At 19.1% G+C, this 20,071-nt stretch carries 18 protein-coding genes; 6 read left to right on the top strand and 12 right to left on the bottom strand.

Going from position 1 to position 20,071, the window contains the following annotated elements; translation table 11 throughout:
* Nucleotides 1-36 precede the first annotated feature (36 nt).
* The 3 genes from rpsO (at nucleotide 37) to RJD44_RS01240 (ending at nucleotide 4,546) form a co-directional block, all read left to right on the top strand.
* Entirely contained in the window at nucleotides 37-306 is a 270-nt protein-coding gene (rpsO, locus tag RJD44_RS01250; protein ID WP_343189807.1) for a 30S ribosomal protein S15, read from the top strand.
* A 134-nt stretch (nucleotides 307-440) separates the two neighbouring features.
* Entirely contained in the window at nucleotides 441-2,525 is a 2,085-nt protein-coding gene (gene pnp / locus RJD44_RS01245; RefSeq protein ID WP_343189806.1) for a polyribonucleotide nucleotidyltransferase, read from the top strand.
* Nucleotides 2,526-2,794: 269 nt separating this feature from the next.
* A complete protein-coding gene (locus tag RJD44_RS01240; protein WP_343189805.1) occupies nucleotides 2,795-4,546 on the top strand; it encodes a DEAD/DEAH box helicase in 1,752 nt (583 codons plus the stop codon).
* Nucleotides 4,547-4,583: 37 nt separating this feature from the next.
* On the opposite strand, the gene RJD44_RS01235 is transcribed toward RJD44_RS01240, so the two are convergent.
* Nucleotides 4,584-4,961 (bottom strand): Rid family detoxifying hydrolase, encoded by a 378-nt coding sequence (locus RJD44_RS01235; protein WP_343189804.1) that lies wholly within the window; start codon nucleotides 4,959-4,961, stop codon nucleotides 4,584-4,586.
* A gap of 55 nt (nucleotides 4,962-5,016) precedes the next feature.
* Nucleotides 5,017-6,039, bottom strand: a complete 1,023-nt coding sequence (gene argF, locus RJD44_RS01230) for an ornithine carbamoyltransferase (RefSeq protein WP_343189803.1) — start codon at nucleotides 6,037-6,039, stop codon at nucleotides 5,017-5,019.
* 522 nt (nucleotides 6,040-6,561) lie between these two features.
* Here argF and RJD44_RS01225 point away from each other — a divergent pair.
* Nucleotides 6,562-9,396: a valine--tRNA ligase gene (locus RJD44_RS01225; RefSeq protein WP_343189802.1), complete on the top strand. Its 2,835-nt coding sequence runs from the start codon at nucleotides 6,562-6,564 to the stop codon at nucleotides 9,394-9,396.
* Between the two features lie 133 nt (nucleotides 9,397-9,529).
* On the top strand, nucleotides 9,530-10,903 hold the full coding sequence (asnS, locus tag RJD44_RS01220) for an asparagine--tRNA ligase (RefSeq protein WP_343189801.1): 1,374 nt from the start codon (nucleotides 9,530-9,532) through the stop codon (nucleotides 10,901-10,903).
* Nucleotides 10,904-10,915: 12 nt separating this feature from the next.
* On the opposite strand, the gene RJD44_RS01215 is transcribed toward asnS, so the two are convergent.
* From RJD44_RS01215 to RJD44_RS01170, 10 genes are all read right to left on the bottom strand, one after another.
* A complete protein-coding gene (locus RJD44_RS01215) occupies nucleotides 10,916-11,263 on the bottom strand; it encodes a histidine triad nucleotide-binding protein (protein ID WP_343189800.1) in 348 nt (115 codons plus the stop codon).
* Between the two features lie 94 nt (nucleotides 11,264-11,357).
* Complete coding sequence (gene ptsG, locus RJD44_RS01210) at nucleotides 11,358-12,791, bottom strand: PTS glucose transporter subunit IIBC (RefSeq protein ID WP_343189799.1); 1,434 nt, start codon at nucleotides 12,789-12,791, stop codon at nucleotides 11,358-11,360.
* 100 nt (nucleotides 12,792-12,891) lie between these two features.
* Nucleotides 12,892-13,677 (bottom strand): TatD family hydrolase, encoded by a 786-nt coding sequence (locus RJD44_RS01205; RefSeq protein WP_343189798.1) that lies wholly within the window; start codon nucleotides 13,675-13,677, stop codon nucleotides 12,892-12,894.
* A gap of 31 nt (nucleotides 13,678-13,708) precedes the next feature.
* Nucleotides 13,709-14,683: a DNA polymerase III subunit delta' C-terminal domain-containing protein gene (locus tag RJD44_RS01200; RefSeq protein ID WP_343189797.1), complete on the bottom strand. Its 975-nt coding sequence runs from the start codon at nucleotides 14,681-14,683 to the stop codon at nucleotides 13,709-13,711.
* On the bottom strand, nucleotides 14,673-15,308 hold the full coding sequence (gene tmk / locus RJD44_RS01195) for a dTMP kinase (RefSeq protein WP_343189796.1): 636 nt from the start codon (nucleotides 15,306-15,308) through the stop codon (nucleotides 14,673-14,675). The genes RJD44_RS01200 and tmk overlap by 11 nt, the downstream gene beginning before the upstream one ends.
* Complete coding sequence (locus RJD44_RS01190) at nucleotides 15,295-15,540, bottom strand: phosphopantetheine-binding protein (RefSeq protein ID WP_343189795.1); 246 nt, start codon at nucleotides 15,538-15,540, stop codon at nucleotides 15,295-15,297. Before RJD44_RS01190 ends, tmk begins: the two co-directional genes overlap by 14 nt.
* A gap of 23 nt (nucleotides 15,541-15,563) precedes the next feature.
* Nucleotides 15,564-16,313 carry a 3-oxoacyl-ACP reductase FabG gene (fabG, locus tag RJD44_RS01185; protein ID WP_343189794.1) on the bottom strand — a complete coding sequence of 250 codons (750 nt, stop codon included), beginning with the start codon at nucleotides 16,311-16,313 and terminating at the stop codon, nucleotides 15,564-15,566.
* A complete protein-coding gene (locus RJD44_RS01180; RefSeq protein WP_343189793.1) occupies nucleotides 16,288-17,208 on the bottom strand; it encodes an acyltransferase domain-containing protein in 921 nt (306 codons plus the stop codon). Before RJD44_RS01180 ends, fabG begins: the two co-directional genes overlap by 26 nt.
* A 17-nt stretch (nucleotides 17,209-17,225) precedes the next feature.
* Nucleotides 17,226-17,387 (bottom strand): 50S ribosomal protein L32, encoded by a 162-nt coding sequence (gene rpmF, locus RJD44_RS01175; protein ID WP_343189792.1) that lies wholly within the window; start codon nucleotides 17,385-17,387, stop codon nucleotides 17,226-17,228.
* A gap of 12 nt (nucleotides 17,388-17,399) precedes the next feature.
* Nucleotides 17,400-18,353: an RluA family pseudouridine synthase gene (locus RJD44_RS01170; protein WP_343189791.1), complete on the bottom strand. Its 954-nt coding sequence runs from the start codon at nucleotides 18,351-18,353 to the stop codon at nucleotides 17,400-17,402.
* A gap of 155 nt (nucleotides 18,354-18,508) precedes the next feature.
* On the opposite strand from RJD44_RS01170, the gene RJD44_RS01165 reads away from it, so the two are divergent.
* The gene (locus RJD44_RS01165; RefSeq protein WP_343189790.1) at nucleotides 18,509-20,056 is read left to right on the top strand and encodes an Rne/Rng family ribonuclease; all 1,548 of its coding nucleotides are present in this window, start codon (nucleotides 18,509-18,511) and stop codon (nucleotides 20,054-20,056) included.
* The last annotated feature ends 15 nt before the right edge of the window (nucleotides 20,057-20,071 follow it).

Genomic DNA, 20,071 nt, shown 5'->3' with positions numbered 1-20,071 from the left:
ATATTTAATTAAAATTTTAATTTTTTATAGGTTAATATGATGAGTCAAAAAAATAAAAATGCAAAAATATTTTTGGAATTTGGTAAAAATATTTCAAATTGTGGTTCTACAGAAGTACAAATTGCATTAATAACTTCTAGAATAAAGAGTTTAAGAATGCATTTTAAATTTAATAATAAAGATCATAGTAGTAAAAGAGGATTATTGTGTATGGTTTCAAAAAGGAAAAAACTTTTAAATTATTTAAAAAAAAAATCTTTAACAAAATATATAAATATTACAAACAAATTGTCTATAAGAAGATAATATTTTTTGTTCTTAGGGCTGTAAAAAGCCCTTTTATATTTTATAATATATTTTTATATTTTATATTAAAAAAATTATTAATTAATTAAATTTTATTTATATTATATGTTACATAATATATTAAGGAAATTATTGTGCAAAATTGTATAAAACATAAATTTAAATATGGAGATAACACTGTAATTTTAGAAACAGGAATAATTGCTAAACAAGCAACTTCTTCAGTTATTGTTAATATAAATGACACTGTAGTTTTAGTTACAATAGTTTTTAGTAAAAAAAAACAAGAAGAAAATAATTTTTTTCCTTTAAAAGTTGATTATCAAGAAAGAACATATGCAGCTGGAAGAATACCTGGAGGATTTTTTAGAAGAGAAGGAAGACCTAGTGAAAGTGAAATATTAATAGCAAGATTAATAGATAGATCTATAAGACCACTATTTCCAGAAGGACTTTTAAACGAAATACAAATTGTAGCTACTGTTATTTCTGTAAATACTAATATAAATCCAGATATAGTTGCTATTATAGGTGTATCTTCAGCATTAAGTATTTCAGGAATTCCGTGTTTTGGACCTATAGGAGTAGCAAGAGTAGGATTAATAAATAAAAAATTTTGTTTAAACCCGACTGTAAAAAATATGAAATTTAGTGAATTAGATTTAATAGTATCTTGCAACAAAACTTCTATATTAATGATTGAAGCAGAAGCAAAAATGTTATCTGAAAAGAAAATTTTAAATTCTATTATATTTGGCTTTGAACACCAAAAAAAACTTATTAAAAATATTTTAATATTTTCAAAAAAAGTAAAAAAACCTAAAATATTTTTTAATTTATTTTTAAGTAAAAAAACATTATTTACAAAAATTAATAGATTATATAAAAAAGCATTTTTTAACGCATTTTTTATAAAATCAAAGTCTGAAAGAGAAGAAAAAATTGATTTAATAAAAAATGAAATTATAGATTTTATAAATTCAAAGTATACTAAATATAATAAAATAGAAATAGAGAATACAATAAATTCAGTAGAAAAAAGTGTTTTTAGAAATATAATAATAAATAATTTTAATAGAATTGATAATAGAGATTTTGATAAAATAAGAAAAATAGATATACATACTGGTAATTTACCTAGAGTGCATGGATCTGCTATATTTACTAGAGGTAATACTCAATCTTTAGTTTCTGTAACATTAGGGACTTCTAGAGATGCACAAAATTTAGATGAAATATTAGGTGATAAAATAGACAATTTTTTATTTCATTATAATTTTCCTTCTTATGCTGTAGGAGAAATAGGTTCTTATGGATCTCCTAAAAGAAGAGAAATAGGTCACGGGAAATTAGCTAAAAAAAGTTTAATTGCTGTTATGCCAGATATAAAGAAATTTCCTTATACTATAAGAATAGTATCAGAAATAACTGAGTCTAATGGATCTTCTTCTATGGCTTCTGTTTGTGGTGCTTCTTTAGCTTTAATGGATGCAGGAGTTCCTATAAAATTTTCGATAGCTGGAATAGCTATGGGATTAATGAAGAAAGATAAAGAATACATAATTTTGTCTGATATATCTGGAGAAGAAGATCGTTTTGGTGATATGGATTTTAAAATATCTGGTAGTTTTATTGGTATAACTTCTTTACAAATGGATATTAAAATAAATGGTGTTACTAAACAAATAATTAAGCAAACATTAAAAAAAGCTAAGTCCGCAAGATTAAAAATTTTAAATATAATGTCAAAGTGTATTAGATTTCCTAAAAAAGAAATTTCTAAATTTGCTCCTAGAATACATATAATTAAAATTAATCCGGATAAAATTAAAGATGTTATAGGTAAAGGAGGATCAGTTATAAGAATGTTAACTGAAGAAACTGGAACTACAATTGAAATAGAAGATGACGGCACTATTAAAATTTCTTCTATTTTACAAGATCAAGCAAAACATGCAATAGAAAAAATAAAAAAAATAACTTCAGAAATAGAAGTTGGTAAAATATATTCCGGCAAAATTACAAAAATAGTTGAATTTGGTGCATTCGTTTCAATTGGATCAGGAAAAGAAGGTTTAGTTCATATTTCACAAATTTCTAATAGAAGAATAAGTAAAGTTTCAAGTTTTTTAAATATAAATCAAAGTGTTTTTGTAAAAGTTTTAGAAATAGATAAAAATGGAAGATTAAGATTAAGTATTAAAGATGCAAAATTTTAATTAATAAAATATTATTTTTGTTTTTTATTAATATTTTTATTATTTTTTAACGGTTTTTAAACTTAATTTATTTTTAGTAAATTTTTTATTTTTTAATATAATTTTATAAATATAAATTGTTTGCCTACATAAAATATGTATGCTATTTTGTTATTTGTATTCACATAATTGAATTTTATAAATATTTTTTTTAAATAATTGTAAATAGAATTTATTATTTTTGTTTAACATAAATAATATTTGTAAATTAAGAGGCATAATATAATTGCATGACTCATAATAAATTTACATTTTCTTCTTTAGGATTAAAAGATTGTTTAGTAAAATCATTAAATGAGATGAAATATTTAACTCCTTCTCCAATTCAAAAATTATGTATACCTTTTTTGTTAAAAGGTATGGATGTTTTAGGAATGGCTCAAACGGGAAGTGGGAAAACAGCTGCTTTTGCTTTACCTCTACTGAACAATATTAAATTAAATTTAAAAATGCCACAAATTCTTGTTTTAACACCTACTAGAGAATTGGCTATACAAGTATCTAAATTTTTTTCTATATTTTCTAAATATATTTTAGGAATAAATGTTTTAGCTTTATATGGAGGTCAAAGATATGAATTACAATTAAAAATATTAAAGTTAGGACCTCAAATTATAGTAGGTACTCCAGGAAGATTATTAGATCATATAAAAAGAGGAACGTTAAATCTTTCTAAATTAAGTAGCTTAGTTTTAGATGAAGCTGATGAAATGTTAAGAATGGGATTTATAGAAGATGTTGAAAATATTTTGTCTAATATTCCTAAATCTCATCAAACCGCTCTTTTTTCTGCTACTATGCCTAATGAAATTAGAAGAATATCAAAAAGATTTATGAATTTTCCGAAAGAAATTAGATTGGAATCTAGTATAAAAAATAGACCTAATATAAAACAAAAGTTTTGCATAATATATGGAAGAAAAACTGATGCATTAATAAAATTTTTAGAAATAAAAAAATTTTCTGCTACTATAATTTTTGTTAAAACAAAAAATGCTACTATTGAAATTTCTGAAATTTTGGAAAAACATGGATATAATAGTTCTGCATTAAATGGAGATATGAATCAGTCAATACGAGAAAAAACTTTAGAGAAATTAAAAGATGGTAGATTAGATATTTTAATAGCTACAGACGTTGCAGCTAGAGGTTTAGACGTAGATAGAATAAGTTTAGTAATAAATTATGATATACCAATGGATGCAGAATCATACATACATAGAATAGGAAGAACTGGTAGAGCAGGCAGATTTGGTGAAGCTTTGTTGTTTGTCGAACCTAGAGAAAGAAGATTGTTATATAATATAGAAAGAATTATAAAAATAAAAATTTTAAGAATAGATTTGCCAAATGTAAAAAATTTAACAAAAAATAGAATAAAAAATTTTACTAATAAAATTAAAGAAGAAATTAAAAGTAAAGATTTAGATATATATAAAAATATATTGAAAAAAATGGACATTACAAAGAAAATTGATTCAGATATTTTATTATCTGCATTGTTTAAAATGGCTCAAAAAGATAGACCTCTTATAATAAAAGAAGATAATAAAATAGATAGAAAAATTTTCAACAAAAAACCTAAAGAAAGATTTTTTTCCAAACATGATAATATAAAATACAGAAAAAAAACATATAATATGGATTTATATAAAATAAGTATTGGAAAAAAAGATGGAATAGAAGTAAGACATATAGTAGGAGCTATAGCAAATGAAGGAAAAATTAATAGCAGCAATATAGGACATATAAAATTATTTGATTTTTATTCTACTTTAGAAATTTCAAAAAATATAAATAAAAAAAATAATTTTTTAAATTCTTTAAAAAATACTAGAATTTTAAATAAACATATAAATATTAGATTGATTTCTAATTTTTATAAAAAAAAATTATTTAATAAAAATTTTAAAAAAAAAGGTTTTAAAAAATATATTTCTAAAAAAAAAATAGTTAATTATAGAAAAAATAAATTTAATTAAAATTTTTTATGTTATTATGCCACTATAGTGGCATATTTTATTTTATTGCTATTGCATCTATTTCTATATCAGAATTTTTAGGTAATTTTGAAACTTCCACGCATGTTCTTGCAGGAAGTTTTTTTGTATATTTTTCAAAAAAACTTTTATATATTTTATTTATAATTTTTATATTTTTTATATCTTTTATAAAAATATTTGTTTTAACAATATTTTTTATTTTTAAATTTTTTTCTTCTATAATATTTTTTATATTTTTTAATATTATATTAGTTTGCTTAATTATATCTTTTGGTATTTTTGTATTTTTTTCATTTATAGCAATTTGACCAGATATCATAAATATTCCTTTTGATTCATATATACTACTATATGGCCCTATTGATTTAACAACATTTTTTTTTATATTATTCATATTATATATTTACAATTACAAAAAATTTATTTTATAAAATAAAAAATGTAATAATTTAAAATATTACACTTTTTTTTAAACTTAATATCATTATTGCTTGTATAACATATATTTTATTTTTTACTTGTTCAAATATTAAGCTATTTTTAGAATTAAATACATCATCTGTTATTTCTAATCCATTTTTAATATTGAATTTTTTAAAAATTTTTTTGGATAATTCTGTTTTTTCATCATGTATAGCAGGCATGCAATGTAGTATTTTTATATCTTGATTTTTTGTTTTTTCTAATAAATTTTTGTTTACTTGATATTTTTTTAATAATTTAATTTTTTTATCTAATTCACGAAAATTTTGATTCATTGATAACCAAGTATCAGTATATATAAAATCTATATTTTTCAATCCTTTTTCTTTATCTTCCGTACAAAATATTTTTGTGTGTTTATTTTTTTTACTATTAATAATATAGTTAATTTCTTTTTTACTTGGTAAAAATTTTTTGTTAGATATCATATTTATTTTAATATCTAAAATATTAGATGCTTCTAAAATAGTGTTTGCTATATTATTTTTACAATCTCCTATATATGCTAAATTTATTTTAGAAAAATTTTCTTTATATTTAGAATATTCTGATATTGTTAACAAATCTGAAAGTATTTGTATTGGATGATACTTATCTGTTAACGCATTCCATACAGGAATTGTAGAATATTTTTTTATTTCTTTTATTATTTTATGACTTGGACCTCTATATTGTATAGCATCATACATACAGTTAAAGATTTTTATTGTATCTTCTATAGATTCTTTTTCGCCCATATGCGTATTTTTAACATCTAAATTTGTAATATTTATTTTTTGATCAAATGCAGATATTTCAAATGCACATCTAGTTCTTGTAGAATTTAATTCAAATATTGAAACTATTTTTTTACCATTTAAAAAAGATTTTTGTTTATTTATTTTTTTTAAATATTTTAACTTTTTTGATAATAATAATATTTTTTTTATTTCATTTTTATTTATATCTTTTAAAGATAATAAACTTTTTTTATATAATGAATTTTTCATAATATATAATATTTTTTAATTTTAGTATCTAATTTTATAGAAGTATTTTTTTTATAAAAAATTTTAGCAAAGCATTCTCATTAAAACTACAAATACTTTTATATAAAGCATTTCCATTTTTTAATTTCCTATTATTTTATTTTTATATAATAATAACAAATTTATTTTTATTTGTTAATTATTTTTAAAAATTTTTATATTTTTTTTAAAAAACTTTTGAATATACATATTATTATTTAATAATAAAAATTATATACATAAATATATTTTTATTTTAAATTTTTTATTGTTAAGCTTAAATATACATTAGTTTTATGATATTGTATGTAAAATAACTAAAAATTTTATTAATTTTTAATAAAAATTTTAGTTATTTTTTTAATATAATATTATATTATAAATATCTTTACTTGTGTATTATAAATTTTTTTAATAAAAATTTTTATATCTTATTTTTTAATTAGTATTAAAAAATTAATGTTTTTAAAATATTTATAATAAATAAATTTTACAATGAAAAATATGAAAAAGAATTATAATCATAAAAAAATAGAAAAAGTATTATATAATTTTTGGGAAAAAAATGGTTATTTTGAATATAAGAAAAATTGTAAAAACAATTTTTGTATACTAATGCCCCCTCCTAATATAACTGGAAACTTACATATGGGTCATGCATTTCAGCATACTATTATGGATATTATAATAAGATATAATAAAATGAATGGAAAAAATATATTATGGCAGCCAGGGATAGATCATGCTGGAATAGCAACACAAATAGTTGTAAAAAATCATTTAATATCAAATATAGAAATTGATAAAAACAATTTTTCTAAAAAAAAATTTTTAGAAACCATATGGAAATGGAAAAACAAGATGTGCAAAAAAATTTGTGCACAAATAAAAAGATTAGGAAGTTCTGTAAATTGGAATAGAATGTGCTTTACTTTAGATAAAAAAATGTCATATTCTGTTAGATTTGCTTTTATTAAATTATTTAAAAAAAAACTTATATATAAAAAAAAATCTTTAGTGAATTGGGATTTCAGCTGTAAAAGCGTTATATCAGACATAGAGATAGAAAAAAAATTTTGTAATGGATTTATGTGGTATATAAAATATTATTTTGTAAATAAAAATTTTTTTAATAATAAGAAAAACTATATAGTTATTGCGACAACTAGACCTGAAACATTGTTAGGAGATGTTGCTGTTGCTATAAATCCAGACGATAATAGATATAAAAACTTAATAGGTAAATATGTTTTAATTCCAATAGTTAACAGAATTGTTAAAATCATATCAGACATAAGAATAGATAAAAAAAAAGGTACTGGATGTGTTAAAATAACTCCAGCACATGATTTTAATGACTATAAAATTGCTAATTGTAATGAATTACCGTTAATAAATATTTTCACGAAATCAGGAAGAATTTCTGACAAGTTTATAATATATTCAAAAAATTGTACTAAAAAAGAAAATTCTCCTAAATTTTTAAAAAATTTAAATATAATTGATGCTAGGAAAAAGATTATAAATTTTTTAAAAAAAAATAATATGTTAAAAAAAGTTTTAAAAACTAAAATAAAAATTTGTGTTGGTGATAGAACTGGATCAATAATAGAACCTAGAATAACAAATCAATGGTTTTTAAAAGTTAAAAAAATTTCTCAAACAGCATTCCAATTAGTAAAAAGTGGAACAATAAAATTTATACCAGATAGTTATAAAAATATTTTTTTTTCTTGGATGAAAAATATAGATGATTGGTGTATATCTAGACAGTTGTTATGGGGCCATAGAATACCTATATGGTATGATAAATATGGTAAAGAATATATAGGAATAAATGAAACAAAAATTAGGAAAAAATATTGTTTATCAAAAAAATTTTTTTTAAAAAAAGAAAATGATGTTTTAGATACTTGGTTTTCTTCTGCTATATTATCTTTTTCATCATTAGGATGGCCGAAAGAAGATAGTTTATTAAAAATGTTTCATCCTACTGATGTATTGGTAAGTGGATTTGATATAATTTTTTTCTGGATATCTAGAATGATTATGCTTACTTTAGTATTGTTAAAAGGAGATAAAAGATTTCCAGTACAAATACCTTTTAAAAAGGTTTATATTACTGGATTAATACGAGATGAGTTAGGTAAAAAAATGTCCAAATCTAAAGGAAATGTAATAGATCCAATTGATATAATTGATGGAATTTCTTTAGAAAAATTATTAAAAAAAAGAACTGTTGGTATGTTTAAAAATTCTATGAAAAATAAAATTATTTCTATTACAAAAAAAAAATTTCCTAATGGTATTGATTCTTATGGTACTGATGCTATAAGATTTACTTTGTCTTCTTTGTCTAGTCCTACAAGAAATATAAATTGGGATATGAAAATATTAAAAGGATATAAAAATTTTTGTAACAAAATTTGGAACATTAGTATTTTTATATTTACAAATGTGTCTTGTAAAGATGTGAAAAAAAAATTTTTTTTTAAAAAATTTAATATAATAGATATCTGGATAATTTCTGAATATAACATTATGATAAAAAAATATAGGTATTATTTAGAAAATTTTAGATTTGATAAAGCTTCTAAGTGTTTATATGATTTTATTTGGAATAATTTTTGTAATTGGTATTTAGAATTTTTAAAAATAGTTTTCAAGTTTTTTTCTAAAAAATATATTTTATATGCTAAACACAATTTAATAAAGATTTTTGAGCTTATATTAATTGCTGCACATCCTATTATTCCATTTATAACTGAATCAATTTGGCAAAATATGAAATCTTTGACTGATTCAGTGTATAAAAGTATTTTGTTAAAAGAATTTCCTAATTATAAAAAAGACTGTGTTGATAAAAAATTAATTTTTTATATTAATGTTATAAAAAAATTTTTAATGTCAATTAGATCTATAAGAAATAAAATAAAAATTAATTTTTCTAAAAAAATTTCTATAGCTATAAAGTTTAATAATATTTTTATAAAAAAATTTTTTTTTGAAAATATGTATTTTTTAATAAAAATGGCTAATCTTAGTAATTTAAAAATTATAGATAATATTAATGTTTATAAAAAATTTTTTATTAAGGTTTTAGATGAAATAGTGATTGTTATTATTTCAAAAAAAAAATATAATAAGAATTTAAATATAAAAGATAATATAAATAAAATAAATAAAATAAAATTTAAAATAAATATTTTGAAAAATAAACTTTTTAATAAAAATTTTATAAAAAATGCTCCAAAAAATATTATAATGTTTGATAAAAATAAACTTATTTACTTAAATAAAAAAATTATAAAAATTATAGAAAAAATCAAAAATTTATAATTTTTTATAAAAAATTTAGCAATATATTTATTTTATTAAAATTTTATTTTATGAAAATTCTAATATATTTTTTTATTTTAAAATTTTTAATATTTTTTAAAATATTTTGTACATATTATATTGGTATATTATAATGAAAACTTTTTCTATAAAAGATATATTTGATAATAAAATAAAAATAAATACAGAAATAAAGATTTATGGCTGGGTTAGAAGTAAAAGAGATTCTAGTATAGGAATATCTTTTATAGATATTTTTGATGGATCTTGCGCAAATATATTGCAAATTGTGGTTAAACCATATTTAAGTAATTATAAAAATAAAATAACAAAATTAACTAGTGGATGTTCAATATATGTTATTGGAACTTTAATATTTTCTAACAGAAAAGAACAAAAATATGAACTTATATCTAAAAAATTAAAAGTTTTTGGTTTTGTAAAACATCCAGATAAGTATCCTATTTCTTTGAAAAAACATACTTTTGAATATTTAAGAAAATTTTCACATTTACGACCAAGAACAAAATTTTTTGGATCTGTGTCTAGAATCAGAAATAGTTTGTTTAATGCAATAAACAATTTTTTTTGTAAAGAAAATTTTGTATGGGTTCCTACACCTATTATAACTGGATTAAATACTGAAGGTTCAGGTGCTATGTTTAAAGTTTATCCATACGATTTTTGTAAAGACAACAATAAATCTTTAAAAAAGAAAAAATTTTTTTTTAATTATTTTTTGACTGTTTCGGGGCAACTTACTTTAGAAACTTATGCTTCTGCTTTATCTAAAGTATATACATTTGGACCAGTATTTAGATCTGAAAATTCAAATACTAAAATACACTTATCTGAATTTTGGATGTTAGAAGTAGAAGCATATTTCTATGATTTAAAAAAAATAATTTTGTTATCTAAAAATATTTTACAACATATATCTAAATATATTTTTAAAAATTGTTATTCTGAAATAAAATTTTTAGAAAAAAGTTTTAATAAAAATATAATTAATAATTTAAAAGATTTAATGACACTAAATTTTGCAGAAATAGATTATAAAGATGTTATTAAATTGTTAAACAAATTAGGAAAGTCAATTTCTTTTGGAGAAGATATATCTTCTGATCAAGAAAAATATATTGTTAACAAATATTTCAAAAAACCTGTAATAATAAAAAATTTTCCAAGAAATTTAAAAGCTTTTTATATGAGGAATAATTCTGACAACATAACAGTTGCTTCTATGGATATTTTTTTACCTAAAGTAGGAGAAGTTATAGGGGGATCTCAAAGAGAAGAAAGATTAAAATTTTTAGATAAAAAATTTTTAGAATTTAATTTAAATAAAAAAAAGTATTGGTGGTATAGAGATTTAAGAAAATATGGTACATCTTTTCATTCAGGATTTGGTGTGGGGTTTGAAAGATTATTGTGTTATATAATAGGATTGGATAATATTAGAGAAGCATCACCTTTTCCTAAAACTCTTGGAAAATTTGATTATTAATTTTATTTGTTTTTAATTAAATTTTTTTCCTAGCATTTTTCCGCCTAATAAATGTATATGCAAATGTTGTACTGTTTGTCTTCCATGTTTATTGCAATTTATTACTATTCTATATCCATTTTTTGCAAATTTTAATTTTTTTGCTATTTTTACTGATGCAGATATCATATTTCCTATTATATTTTTATTTTTTTCATTTATTTCATTTATAGATTTTATTCTCTTGTTAGGTACTATTAAAATATGTATTGGTGATTGAGGATTGATATCTTCAAATGCAGTTATCTCTTTATCTTGATATATTATTTTAGATGGTATTTTTTTATTTATTATTTTATAAAAAATGTTTTTTTTTTTCATATTTTACCTATTTATTTTATATTTTTTTTAATTTATAATTTTGTGGGTTATTAACCCACCATTTTTTAATATTTTAAATATTTCTTTGATGTGGTTATTTTTTATTTTTTAAATATTCTTCCATATCAGTTTTTAAATTATCTGATTTTGTTCCAAAAATTGCTTGCACACCAGAACCGGAAATTATTACTGCAGAAGCTCCTAAACTTTTTATTTTTTCTGTATCTACTTTAGTTTTATTAATTACAGTTATTCTTAATCTTGTTATACATGCATCTAAATTAGCAATATTTTTTTCTCCTCCTAAATAATGTATTAATTTTGGTATTATATTTTTTTCTTTTGAAATTTTTTGTATATTTTTTTCTCTACCCGGAGTATTTAAATTTAACAATTTTATTAGTATAAAGAATGTAAAATAATATATTATACCATAAAATATTCCTATAATTGGAAAAAATAAAATATTATTACTATTGCTACTTAATATCATAAAGTCAATAATTCCATGAGAAAAACTTGCTCCAGCTCTCATATTTAATAATATACATATTGGAAAAGCTAATCCTGATAAAATAGAATGTACTATATATAATATAGGAGCAGTTATCATAAACGCAAATTCAATTGGTTCTGTTATTCCAGTTATAAAAGAAGTTAAAAGAGCTGATAACATTAAGCTTCCTATTTTCTTCTTATTTTCTTTTTTGGAACAATGCCATATTGCTATTGCTGCTCCAGGTAATCCATACATTTTAAATAAAAATCCTCCAGACAATTTTCCAGCTGTTGGATCACCAGCCATATATCTTGCTATGTCTCCATGAAAAATTTGTCCAGAACTATTTATATATTCACCTACTTGCATCTGAAATGGTACGTTCCATATATGATGTAATCCTAAAGGTATTAACGCTCTTTCTACAGAACCATATATAAAAAATGCTAACAATGGATTTTGATATGCAGCCCATTTTGAAAAATGTTGTATTATTTTTCCTATTGGCGGCCAAATTAATGATAAAAATATACCTAATATTATTGAAGATAATCCTGATATTATTGGTATGAATCTTTTACCTGTAAAAAATCCTAAATATTCTGGTAGATTTATTTTATAAAATACATTAAACAAATATGCTGATAATGCTCCTGACAAAATTCCGCCCAAAATTCCTGTGTCTATTAAATTGGTTTGTTTTTCTTCTAAAATATAATTAAAATTTGCAAAAATAGGTAAAGCAACAGAAAACGTTTTTGACATTATTTCATATGAAATAACAGACGCCAAAGCTGCTACACCGTCATTTTTTGTAAATCCTAATGATATTCCAATAGAAAAAATTAAAGGCATATTTTTAAATATTGAACTTCCTGATTCAATCATTATATCTGACATTAATTTAGGCATTATTGAAAAATGAGCTGATCCTATACCCAACAATATTCCTGCAATTGGCAAAACTGATATAGGAAGCATTAAAGATTTTCCTATTTTTTGGAGATTAGAAAAAATATTTTTAAACATATTTAAGAACTCTATTTTTATATTTTATAAAATTATTTTATTATACTGATTGTTTTATGTTTTTATATTTTATAATTTTGTTTTTATTAAAAAATAATATTTATTTTATTTTTATATTAAATAGTGTTTCAAAATTTTCTTTTACTATTTCTGAAAATTTATAAAATTCTATTTTTCTTATTTTTGATATACATTTTGCTATATAATATAAATTTGATGGTTTGTTTTTCTTTCCTCTATATGGTTCTGGAGATAAATATGGAGAATCTGTTTCTATTAGAATTTTATTCAAAGGTATATATTCTATAATTTTTCTTAGTTTGCTTGCATTCTTAAATGTTACAATTCCTGATATAGATATATAAAAATTTAAATCAATTATTTTTTGTAAGTATTTTAAATTTGTTTCATTAAAAGAATGTATTATTCCTCCATATTTATTAATTTTTGAATTTTTTAAAATTTGTATAGTATCTTCTATAGAATTTCTAGTATGTACTATTATAGGTTTTTTTAATTTTTTACTTATTTTTATTTGTTTTATGAACATTTTTTTTTGATTTTTTTTATTTATTTTATTATGTTTAGAATAATCTAAACCTATTTCTCCTATTGCAATTACATTTTTACTTTTTGATCGGTATTCTATTTCTTTTGTTTTAATATTTTTTTCATAATAGAATGGATGTATTCCACAAGAATAAAATATATTTTTTTTATTTTTTAAAAAAATTTTCATTTTGTCAAAATTTTTTAGGGAAGTTGAAACATTCAAAATATATTTTACATTTTTTTTTTTTGATTCTAATAATATATTGTTTAAACTATTTTTTTTTTCTTTATTACATATTTTGTCTAAATGACAATGAGAATCTATTAGTATCATATTTTATATTTTTTTATTAGTTAGTAATTTTTTAATTTTTTAGTATTTTATTCCATTTAAAAACTTGTTCTAATAATATTAAATCATAATTTACTCTATCTATATTAAATAAATTTTTTTCAAATTGTATCCATGATATTATACTATTAAATATAATTTTTTTTTTAAATTTTTTTGATATCATTTTTATTAATTTTTTTTGATCTGTATTTATAACGAATTTTAATATATTTTTTTTATATTTTATAGCATCTAAAAATATTGTATATATTAAGTTTAATAAAAAATTTATTTCTTTTCTTTGAATTATTTTAATAATATTTAGCAATTTTTCATTTTTTATTATATAAAATAATTGTGCATAAAAATGTTTTCTGATTTTCCATAAATTGCTATTTAACATTTTAATAGCAAACAATGGGACATTGTTACTTATTTTTATTGCTTGTTCACAAATTTTTTTATTAAAATTTGTATTTTTTAATAACCATTTTATACTAGTATTTTTTTTTGGATTAATTATATTTACAATATATAATCTACTTTTTAATGTTGATATTATATTTTTAATTTTAGAAGTTTGCAGAAAAAATATTGTATTTTTTGGAGGTTCTTCAATTATTTTTAATAATGTATTGCTTTCTAGCTCTGTTATAAATTCAGAATGTTTTATATATATTATTTTTTTTTTGCAACTTTTAGATGTCAATAATATTTTTTCTATTATTTTTCTTATTTCATTAATTTTTATTTTGTTTAATAAATTGATATTATATATATCAAAGTTTTTGTTTTCATTTATTAGCATACATTCTTTACATTTATTGCAAGCATATTCATTTTGTATATTTTTACAAAATATCCATTTTTTTATACTTAATATTAATTTATTGATTCCAATATTATTATCAGAATTTAACATAACAGCGCTATGCTGCCTTTTTTTTATCATGTTTATTATTTTTATATAATATTGCGATAACCATGGATATAATTTATTTTGCATTTTTGTTTAACCAATTAATAAATTTCTTTTTTAATTTTTTTTTTACATATTTTTTTTCTAAAGAAGCATTTATAATTATTTTTTTAGATATTTTTTTTATTTCTTTTAAGTAGTTTTTTCTAACTTTTATAAAAAATTTTATTCCTTTTTTTTCAATCCTATCAATGTTTTTTCTTTTTATAATTCTATTTAAACCTATTGAAGGAATAGTATCAAAATATATTGTTAAATCAGGTTGAAAATTTTTTATTAACATTTTTGTTAGATTTTTTATTAATTTTTTATTTTTTTTTTTTACTGATTGATAAGCTATTGTAGATAAATTATATCTATCAGAAATTATCCAATTTCCATTTTTTAGCTCTGGAATTATTTTATTTTTTATTAACTGCATTCTAGATGCATAAAATAAAAGTATTTCTGTTTCATCCGAAATCTTATCATTTTTTATTTCTTGTTTTATGATTGATCGTAATTTTTCAGATATTATAGTGCCTCCAGGTTCTCTTACACAAATTATATTTTCTATATTTTTTTTTTTTAATATCTGTTTTAAATATATTAACATTTCTGTTTTTCCAGAACCTTCTATTCCTTCTAAGACTATAAATTTATTTTTTTTCATGTTTTTTTTTTAATATATATTTTTCAATATTTTCTATAGTATCTAATTTTTCTATTTCTTCATCTTTTATTTTTACATTAAATTTTTCTTCTATGTTCATAACAAGCTCTATTTTTTCTAAAGAATCTATTTCTATATTTTTTTTTAATGAAAAATTTTTTTTTATTTTTTTTATTTTTATTTCAAATTGTTCTGATATAATTTTTTTTATTAAATTTGTTATTTTTTTCATTTTTTTTCCTATATTTTTTTCAGTTATTTCATATACATACCGCCATTTACATGTATTGTTTGTCCAGTTATATAAGATGATTTTTTTGATATTAAAAACATTGCTACATTAGATATATCTTTTACCTCCCCGAATCTTTTTACTGGTATTTTATTTAAATAAATTTTTTTTTTATATTTTTTTATATTTTTTGTCATTTTTGTTTTAATAAATCCTGGGGATATTACATTTGATGTAATTCCATACTTTGCTACCTCTAAAGCTAGTGATTTGTTGAAACCTATTATTCCATATTTAGATGCAGAATAATTAGATTGCCCTATATTTCCTACATCACCTATTATTGATCCTATATGTACTATTCTTCCATATTGGTTTTTTATCATATATTTTATTACACATTTTGAAATTAAAAATGTAGACATCAAATTAATATTTATTACATTTATCCAATCTTTTTCTTTCATATTAATAATCATATTATCTTTTTTTATTCCTGCATTATTTATTAATATGTCTATTGAACCAAAAAGATTATATATTTTTAAAATTGCGTGTTTTACATGTTTATAGTTTTTAAAATTTATTAAAAATCTTTGTTTTTTATTTTTAATAAATTTTTTCATATTTTTTAATCCATTAGTTGACGAAGTGGTTCCAACGACTTTAATTCCTTTTTTTAAAAATTTTTTAGATATTTCTTTTCCTATTCCAGAACTAGCACCGGTTACTATAGCTATTTTTTTTTTAATTTTCAATTTTTTTTTTTGCATATAAAATTTTTTTTTTACTATTTATTGTTATAATTTTTATGTTTTTAAAATATTTTTTAATAAAAATTTGTTTAGTGCTCATTTCTAAAAATAATTTTATATTTTTTTTTATAATATAATCAATACATGATTTCCATTTTACTTTTTTATATAATTGTTTACACAAATATTTTTTTATATTCTTTTTTTTGTATATTTTTTTTGCATCCACATTATTTATTATTTTATATTTTGGATTTTTAAAGTGTATTTTTTTTAAGAAATATAAATATTTTTTTTTTATAGATTTAGCAATACTAGAATGTACTGGTACAGATATTGGAACAATAAAATTTTTTTTTGAACCATATTTTTTACATAATTTTTCAGCTTTATCTACCGATGTTTTATCACCTGATATCACAATTATTTTTTTAGAATTTACAGAAGCTACTTCTACTATTTTTTTGCTAGAGCATTTTTTACAAATTTTTAAAATTTTCTTTTCTTCAATTCCAAATATTATTTTTGTAGAAATTTTTCTTTTTTTTGATATGCTTTCCATAAGTTTTCCTCTTGACTTTACTAATTTTAAGCAAGTATTAAAACTTATAGCATTTGCACATATTAATGATGAATATTCTCCTAAGCTATGTCCTGCTATTATATTAGGTTGTATATTTATATATTTTGCCCATAATTTATATATTGATATTGATATTGTAATTATTATAGGTTGTAAATATCTATTTTTTATTTTTTTTATAGGAATTTTATTAATATTTTTCCATATATTGTAGTTTATTGTTTCTGATGCTTCTTCAAATATATTTTTTATTAATTTAATTTTATATAATTGTTTAAGTTTTTTTTTATTATACGTATTTTGTCCAGGGAAAATTATAGAAAAATTCATTTTATATTTTTTTTTATTTAAAACTTTCTTCCTTTATAAAAGTTTTTTTTTGTTAAATGATGTCTTATATGTTTTTCTTTAGAATGTTTATCTACAGATATTTGCATTAATTTACATTTATCATGAGATCTTCTCATATTTCTTTTTGATCTAGAATGTTTACTTTTTTGTACTGCCATAAATTACTCCTGTTAATTAAAAATTTTTTTTAAATTTAATGTGTTAATACTATTTTTTTTTGCTATTATACTGATTTTTTTATTTGTTTTAGGATGCAAAAAACATATTTGTAATGCATGAAGAAACAATTCTTTATTTTTTATATTAATTTTTTTATCTAAATTTTTATTACCATATCTATTATCATTTATTATTGGATGACCTATTTGTGCAGTATGCACTCTTATTTGATGTGTTCTACCAGTTATTGGATATATTTTTAATATAGTAGCATTTTTATACTTTTTTTCTACTTTAAATATTGTTTTTGATTTTTTCCCATTTTTACTAACTAAAACTAATCTTTTTCCAAATATATTTTGCGTTTTTAGTAATGGAAAATTTATTTTTTTATATTTTATAGGCCACAAACCATGAACAATAGCAGTATATGTTTTTTTAATTCTTCTATTTTTTATTTGATTATGTAAAGATTTTAATACAAATTTTTTTTTTGATATTAGTAATACTCCAGAGGTGTCTTTATCTAATCTATGAATCAGTTCTAAATTTTTTTCCATAGGATATATTTTTCTAATCATTTCTATTATTCCAAAATTTATTCCGCTTCCTCCATGTACAGCAATTTTTTTAGGTTTATTTATTGCCATTAAATATTTATCTTCATATAGAATATTGTTTTTTATTATTTTTTTAAAATATGGTATATTTTTTTTTTTTACTATTTTTTTACTTTCTTTATATATTGGTGGTATTCTTATTGTATCATTTTTTTTTAATTTATATTTTGCTTGTATTCTTTTTTTATTTATTCTAATTCTTCCTTTTCTTATTATAGTATATATTGCATTTTTTGAGAATTTTTTTAATTTTTTTTTTAAAAAATTATCTATTCTTTGCCCAATTGAATTTTTTAATATTACAATTTTTTTTACTTTTGTGTATTCATTTTTTTTTTTTATCATATAATTTAATTTTTTATTATATATTAAATTTTTTATATTTTTATATTTTTTTATATAAAAATATAATATTTTTATTTTTATGTAAATTTTATTATAAACATTAATGTTATGATAATATATTTTTTATAATTTTTATATGTGTAAAATATAATTTTATGAAAATAATGTTAATAAATTCTATTTTAAAAGAAGAAACTAGAATTGCAATTTTAGATAATAATAAATTATGTTATTTGAACATAGACAATAATATAAATGTAAATAATAGATATAATATATATAAAGGTAAAATAGTAAAATTTGAAAAAAGTTTAGATGCATTTTTTGTAAATTATGGAAGTAAAAAAAATGGATTTCTACCGATAAAAGAAATTTATAATTTTTTTTTTCATAAAGATTTTCAAAATTTTGTTGATTGTAAAAATAAAACTATATTTTTAAAAAAAGATTTATACGTATTAGTTCAAATATTGAAAGAAGAAACAGGTGATAAAGGTGCTTTTTTAACTACTTATATAAGTTTACCTGGAATATATTCTGTATTAACACCATATAATGTGAATAAAAAGGGAATATCAAAAAAAATAATTGGAAATTCTAGAAGTAAAATAAAAAGTTTTATTTCTTATATAAAAATTCCTAATAAAATGGGTTTTATAATTAGAACAGCTGGATTAAATATTTCTAAAAAAATTATTCAAAAAGATATAAATATAAAAATTAATTTATGGAATAAAATAAAAAAAAAATATAAAAAAATTATACATCCTAGTATTATACATAAAGAAGACGACATAATAATTAAAATTTTTAGAGATTGTTTATATAGTGATGTTGATAAAATAATTATAGATAACATCAAAATATTAAAAAGGATTTATAAATATTTCTTTTTTATAAAAAATATTTCATTTTTAAAAAAAATTTTGATATATAAAAAAAAAATTCCATTATTTATTTTTTACAAAATAGAATCTAAAATTATTAATTTGTTTAAAAGAAAAATAATGTTACAATCTGGAGGATCTATTACTATAGATAGTACTGAAGCTCTAACTGTAATTGATATAAATTCTTTTAAGTCAAAAAAGTTTAATAGTATTGAAGCAACAGCATTTAATACTAATATGGAAGCTATAGAAGAGATATTTTATCAAATAAAAATTAGAAACATAGGAGGATTAATAGTAATAGATTTAATAGATATGGAATTTTTTCAAAATCAAAAAATTTTGTATAATAGATTAAAAAAAATAATTAAAAAAGATACAGCTAGGATAAAATTTAGTAATATATCTAAATTTGGATTACTGGAAATATCTAGACAAAGATTAAAATCTATTTTTATAGAAAATAATTATTATTTATGTAAAAAATGTAATGGGGGTGGGTTTTTATTAAATAATAAATATTTTTTATTATCAATTTTTAGATTGTTAGAAGAAAAAATGTATGAAGATAATACATGTGAAGTAAATGTAATAATTCCTATTGAATCATATAAATATTTAAATAAAGAAAATATAAAATATATTAATAATATTAAAAAAAGACAAAAAGAGAAAAAAATTATCTTTTTTTTTAGTGATAAAATAAAATTTCCGAATTTTTTTATTTTTAATATATATAAAGAAAGAAAAAAAAAAAATAAAATAAAAAAAATTATAAAAATGTATAATACAATTAATACAATTATATATTGATATTTTAATATTTTA

The organism is Buchnera aphidicola (Astegopteryx bambusae) (assembly GCF_039365365.1).
Classification (GTDB): domain Bacteria; phylum Pseudomonadota; class Gammaproteobacteria; order Enterobacterales; family Enterobacteriaceae; genus Buchnera_G; species Buchnera_G aphidicola_B.
The sequence above is the reverse complement of the archived record's forward strand: the minus strand, read 5'-3'. Positions and strand labels throughout refer to the sequence as shown.

Excerpts from the sequence above, each read along its gene's own strand:
- rpsO (WP_343189807.1), top strand. The coding sequence starts at position 37 with ATGATGAGTCAAAAAAATAAAAATGCAAAAATATTTTTGGAATTTGGT.
- RJD44_RS01240 (WP_343189805.1), top strand. The coding sequence starts at position 2,795 with ATGACTCATAATAAATTTACATTTTCTTCTTTAGGATTAAAAGATTGT.
- RJD44_RS01235 (WP_343189804.1), bottom strand. The coding sequence starts at position 4,961 with ATGAATAATATAAAAAAAAATGTTGTTAAATCAATAGGGCCATATAGT.
- argF (WP_343189803.1), bottom strand. The coding sequence starts at position 6,039 with ATGAAAAATTCATTATATAAAAAAAGTTTATTATCTTTAAAAGATATA.
- RJD44_RS01225 (WP_343189802.1), top strand. The coding sequence starts at position 6,562 with ATGAAAAAGAATTATAATCATAAAAAAATAGAAAAAGTATTATATAAT.
- asnS (WP_343189801.1), top strand. The coding sequence starts at position 9,530 with ATGAAAACTTTTTCTATAAAAGATATATTTGATAATAAAATAAAAATA.
- RJD44_RS01215 (WP_343189800.1), bottom strand. The coding sequence starts at position 11,263 with ATGAAAAAAAAAAACATTTTTTATAAAATAATAAATAAAAAAATACCA.
- ptsG (WP_343189799.1), bottom strand. The coding sequence starts at position 12,791 with ATGTTTAAAAATATTTTTTCTAATCTCCAAAAAATAGGAAAATCTTTA.
- RJD44_RS01205 (WP_343189798.1), bottom strand. The coding sequence starts at position 13,677 with ATGATACTAATAGATTCTCATTGTCATTTAGACAAAATATGTAATAAA.
- RJD44_RS01200 (WP_343189797.1), bottom strand. The coding sequence starts at position 14,683 with ATGCAAAATAAATTATATCCATGGTTATCGCAATATTATATAAAAATA.
- tmk (WP_343189796.1), bottom strand. The coding sequence starts at position 15,308 with ATGAAAAAAAATAAATTTATAGTCTTAGAAGGAATAGAAGGTTCTGGA.
- RJD44_RS01190 (WP_343189795.1), bottom strand. The coding sequence starts at position 15,540 with ATGAAAAAAATAACAAATTTAATAAAAAAAATTATATCAGAACAATTT.
- fabG (WP_343189794.1), bottom strand. The coding sequence starts at position 16,313 with ATGCAAAAAAAAAAATTGAAAATTAAAAAAAAAATAGCTATAGTAACC.
- RJD44_RS01180 (WP_343189793.1), bottom strand. The coding sequence starts at position 17,208 with ATGAATTTTTCTATAATTTTCCCTGGACAAAATACGTATAATAAAAAA.
- rpmF (WP_343189792.1), bottom strand. The coding sequence starts at position 17,387 with ATGGCAGTACAAAAAAGTAAACATTCTAGATCAAAAAGAAATATGAGA.
- RJD44_RS01170 (WP_343189791.1), bottom strand. The coding sequence starts at position 18,353 with ATGATAAAAAAAAAAAATGAATACACAAAAGTAAAAAAAATTGTAATA.
- RJD44_RS01165 (WP_343189790.1), top strand. The coding sequence starts at position 18,509 with ATGAAAATAATGTTAATAAATTCTATTTTAAAAGAAGAAACTAGAATT.